This window comes from Azospirillum sp. B4, from assembly GCF_000333275.1.
Lineage (GTDB): Bacteria > Pseudomonadota > Alphaproteobacteria > Azospirillales > Azospirillaceae > Nitrospirillum.
Window position 1 is genome coordinate 1 of the sequence record NZ_BACU01000607.1, and the last position, 4,512, is coordinate 4,512.

Annotated in this window: 3 protein-coding genes; 1 reads left to right on the forward strand and 2 read right to left on the reverse strand. The window is 65.6% G+C overall.

Features of this window, described 5'->3' with window-relative positions:
- Positions 1-262: 262 nt before the first annotated feature.
- Positions 263-1,294 (reverse strand): zincin-like metallopeptidase domain-containing protein, encoded by a 1,032-nt coding sequence (locus I55_RS27240; RefSeq protein WP_159107287.1) that lies wholly within the window; start codon positions 1,292-1,294, stop codon positions 263-265.
- 8 nt (positions 1,295-1,302) lie between these two features.
- A complete protein-coding gene (locus tag I55_RS27245; RefSeq protein ID WP_044563881.1) occupies positions 1,303-3,435 on the reverse strand; it encodes an ATP-dependent helicase in 2,133 nt (710 codons plus the stop codon).
- A 266-nt stretch (positions 3,436-3,701) separates the two neighbouring features.
- Here I55_RS27245 and I55_RS27250 point away from each other — a divergent pair, with 266 nt between their 5' ends.
- The gene (locus I55_RS27250) at positions 3,702-4,118 is read left to right on the forward strand and encodes a hypothetical protein (protein ID WP_044563882.1); all 417 of its coding nucleotides are present in this window, start codon (positions 3,702-3,704) and stop codon (positions 4,116-4,118) included.
- Positions 4,119-4,512 lie beyond the last annotated feature (394 nt).

The window sequence follows — 4,512 nt, forward strand, 5'->3', positions numbered from 1 at the left end:
TTGGGGCCCGCGCCTGGCGGCCATATCGGGGGTGCGTCGGACAGCGCCGCCTCAGCCGCCGCGGTGGTCGGCGCCGGCATGTGGAGTGCTGCGAAGGCCACGTCGCTGGGGCGCCTCGCGGCTTTGGGGGACGGCCAGCCAGAATCTAGCGGGCTAGCACGGAGAGGTCTGCTCGGTACTGCAATGCACTCCTCCACCAAGGCATTAGGTTCAGGCGCTTCTTCATTGGCCGAAAAATTCAGAAAAGCCAGATCGGGATAATTTACTCCAAGTTGTTCAGCAAGCCGGCTTCCCTCAGGACACCGGCTTCCCTCAGGACATAGTTGGCGGCGATTTCGGCCTGGCCCACGGCCCAGAAGAATGCCTTCAGCTGGTTTCGGTCCGAGAGCTGCTGCATCCAGCCCTTAATGTAGATCTGGTGGTCCGGTCGCAGTGCCGTGGCCAAGCCGAAGTGCCCGGCGAGGAAGCAGGCGCCGATCTCCGCCACCATTTCCTCCCGGGCCCGCCCCTGGGGACTGCTGTACTGGGCAAGGCTGGACCGTCTGAGGCGACCCTTGGAGCCCGTGGCATGAATACCCTCGTGCGCCATGACCGTCGCGAAATATTCCCGGCCCGACAGTCCATCATGATCCCCATAGGCTTCAGCGCGGGGGCTCCAGATCTGGTCCGTGGACGCGGTCCAGTACGCCTGGTGGCCCCCATACTGTATGGCAGGCCCGCGGACGCCGCCCGGACGGCCGCGCCGCCAGGCCTCCAAGGCCGCCAGCAGCCCCTCCGCGGCCAGGCTGGGGGTAACGGGCGCCGGAGGTCGCACGTCCACTCCCTCGACCTGCGAAACATTGTACCAGGGTTCACGCTTGTACCCCAGCATCGCCCGGCTCTCCCCGCCGGCGGCGTCGCCGCCCAGGGGACCAAACCGTTTCCTGGCCCCTGGCGTCGACGCGTCCCATCGCTCCGAAGGACCGTCCTGGGCGAATACGGGAACCAGGATCACCGTCCCCTCCTCGCCAGGCCGGATGTTGCCGCGCCGGTCCTCCCATTGGCCCTGGGGGGCCCAGAGGGGGCACCGGAAGCCCCGGCGCTTGGCGGCGAGCGACAGCGTCAGTAGGTTGGTCTTCCTGAATCGGCGGCCAGTGAAGGCGTTCTCAGGGAGGCCGCCCATGATGCCGTGCCAGGGCATGCGCCATTGACCATCGGGCCCCCGCTCGATCCCGGACAACAGCTCCTGGGCAATGAGCCCCATCCCCTCGTCCTCCGTCACCAGGTCGGCTGGGGCTTCCGATCTCCAATCCATGGCCATCCTCAGGCCACCCATGTCACATGGGGGCCCATCTCGGCGATGAAGCGGGAGGGCATCGCTTTGCCTTTCGAGGTCTGGCGATGAGTCAGAATCGTCACCCGGTGGCGCCCACGTGTGACACCCACATAAGCGAGGTTACGCTCCACCACGATGGGGTCGTCCGGATCGAAGACCCGGGCTTCGTCTTCCGGTAGGCTGGAGGCGTCGGCTCCACGGCCGGCTTCCTTGGCGGCCGCGATTGCCGCCCGCGTCGGGAAGCGCTCCTCGGTCCAAAAGGGGAGCACCACGACATCCTCCTCCAAGCCCTTGGCCTTGTGCAGCGTCATGAGGACCAAGGCCGCGTCCTGCTGCAGGGAGGACGCGGCGCGGGAGGCGTGCTCCAGCAGGGCACCGGCCGACGGCATGGTCGACGCCGTGTCCAGCAAGCGATCAAGATTGGCGGCCCGCTCCTCCCGCTCCCCTTCTGTCGAACCTGCCCAATGGCGCTCGTAGCCGAGCAGCTCCAGCAGCGCCTCGATCCTGTTATGAAGTGGCCGGCCCCGGCCCTCCCGCCAACTCTGGAGGGCACCGCGGAGCACCTCCAGTCCCTCCAGGCCGCGCCTGTCGAGTTTGGGCAGGGGGAGGGCCAGGTCCAGGATGCCGTCTTGTTCTGGCGCCCCCTCCCCCTCCGCGTCCTTGGCCAACCAGTCCTCGGCGGAAGCGGACAGCCGGCTGACAGACTGGTCGCCCAGACCTCGGGATGGTTTGTTGGCGATGCGCCGGAAGGCCTCCAGATCGCGGGGATTTTCCATGAGGCTGATGAAGGCCAGGGCGTCCTTCACCTCCTCCCTGGAATAGAACCCCAGCTCACCCACCACCCGGTACGTGAGCCCTTTGCGCACGGCGGCGGTGATGAGCAGCTCGGCATCGAGATTGGAGCGGTAGAGGAGGAAGGCGCGGCCACCTTTGGCTCCTCCGGAAAGGAAACGCAGCGCGTCCATGTCGGCGACCGCGACATCGATGGCCCGCGCCGCCGCTTCTTCGTCGTCCTCGCATTCGATGACGACGACGCCACGATCCAGCGGCGTCATGCTTGAGCCGGCGGTCAGGGGGGCGCCGACCGGGCTGTTGCTGTTGGCGGCCAGGTGGTTGGCGGCAGCCAGGATTTCAGGGTTGTTGCGGTAATTGAACTTCAAGGCGATCACGGTGGCGTCCGGCCATCTGTCCTTGAAGCCGCATATATTGGCCGCCGTTGCCCCCCGGAAAGCGTAGATGGCCTGCCTTTGGTCACCCACCACGCACAGGTTGCGATGATAGAACGCGAGCAGAGCCAGGCCCTGCTCCTGAAGGGGATCGGTGTCCTGGTACTCGTCGACCATGACGAGCTCCCAGAACCCGGACCATTCACGCCTCAACCGCTCGCTGCGGCCCATGGCCATGATGGGCAGGAGCAGAAGGTCGTCGAAATCGGCAGCGTTTTCGGACTGCAGGGCTGCCTGGTAGGCAGGGTAGACTTTCAGGGCGATCTGGATGAAGGGTGAGTCGTGATCCTTCAGCTGCTGCTGGGCCCGGCGCGGCAAGAAGCCTTGCCGCTTCATAAAGGAGATTGCCGAAAGAACGCCCCGCACCAGCTCCGTCATTTTCGCGGCCTTGCCGCCGCGGCCGGCGGGAACGGGGTGCCCTCCTTCAACCAGGTCTTCCAGAAGCGGCCTTACCAGCCGGTCACCGTCATCGGATCCATAGACTGCGAACCCTGGTCTTAGACCCGCCACGGACGGCTTCAGGCTCAGCAGCGATTTGAAAAGGGAATGGAAGGTGGCGACGCGGACAGCATCCGCCCTGGCACCCAAGGCACCATTCAGACGCGTCTTGACCTCCTCGACCGCGTCGGAGCTGAAGGAGATGATAAGGCATCTGGACGCCTTCACGCGCTTCGTGCGGATCGCCTCCGTAGCCCGGGCGACGACCACCTTGGTCTTTCCCGAACCGGCGCCGGCCAGGACCTGTACAGGCCCATCCAGGCAGGTGGCAGCCAGCAGCTGTTCATCATTCAGGCCCTGGAGCCAGGCGGGCCGGTCGGCCGGAGGGCTATCTCGGGGGGCCTCCGAAGTGCGTATGGGCTCTCCCAGCTGCCGTTCCTGGTTCTTCGACGGCATGCCCTTAGGTCCGCCACGGTGTCGGGCTGATTGGCTCACGGGGCAACCTCATTCTGTCTAGAAGGGGCCGCGGCATTGAGTGGCCGGCGGCATAGTGCTAAATAACCCGTGGTAGCTAAAACGACAAGAGCGCCCCTGTTCACCTGAAATGAGGGACCCTGGATGCTCACCTTGAGCTGGATAAAGCCTGTGGGCCGCCCCCTGACGAGTCAATNCCTGGGGGAGCGATGGATAAGCCGCCGGCGGGCCGCCTGTGGGTAGGAGGGGTGGTCCTGCTGCTCCTGGTTCCCATGGCGGCGATCGGCTGGAAGGCCGGCCGCTCGGTCCGAACTCTGACAGCGGGCTCTTTCGTGCTGGGGCTTTGCCTGGCCGGCGCCGTGCTGCTGTGCTTCCGTGCCGCGGACATGTCCCCCGACGCGGCTTTGAAGGATGGCGGAGAGCTGGTGGACCTCATCAAGGCATATCTCACCGTCGTATCGGTGGCCACCTGGTTGCAGTTCGTCATCGGTGGCGGTGCCCATGTCTTATGGCGCAAGGCCAGCGGCCAGGTCGGGCGGGGCTTGTCCCTGCTTTTTGCCGCGTTGTTGCTCGCCTTGACCCTCGCGCCCTTGGGTCAGCTGCAAAACAGGACCATGCGGTGGGCGTCTGAACATGACCATCTGCCAGGGCTGGAGGGACGGTAATGCATGCAGCCATGTCACCTCGCCGGCGGGCCTTGTCCGGGAAGCTCCTGTCCGCCGCTGTCATTTTCCTCCTTCTGTTGGTGACGCACCTTGCAGCCTTCATGGCTGGCCGTTTTCCATTGGCCCAGCTGGAGGGCCCCATCGCGTCGACGTTTGAGAATCTGGGGCGTTGCACCGCCGCCAGCATGCGCTTGGAATTCCTGGCATCCGAGCTGGCGGCGGAGGGCGAGTACCAGGCATCCAAGCTTGCTCCCGCTTCATGCCGGGATCGCGCCGCTGCCGCCCAAAGGCAATCCCTGGCCATCGTTCAAGGAACGATAGGACCGCCTGAGGCCTTTCGGGCGCTGAAATCCGATGACGCGCTGCAGCAGTTGATCGCCCGTGTCGCCGCCCG

Excerpts from the sequence above, each read along its gene's own strand:
- I55_RS27240 (WP_159107287.1), bottom strand. The coding sequence starts at position 1,294 with ATGGATTGGAGATCGGAAGCCCCAGCCGACCTGGTGACGGAGGACGAG.
- I55_RS27245 (WP_044563881.1), bottom strand. The coding sequence starts at position 3,435 with ATGCCGTCGAAGAACCAGGAACGGCAGCTGGGAGAGCCCATACGCACT.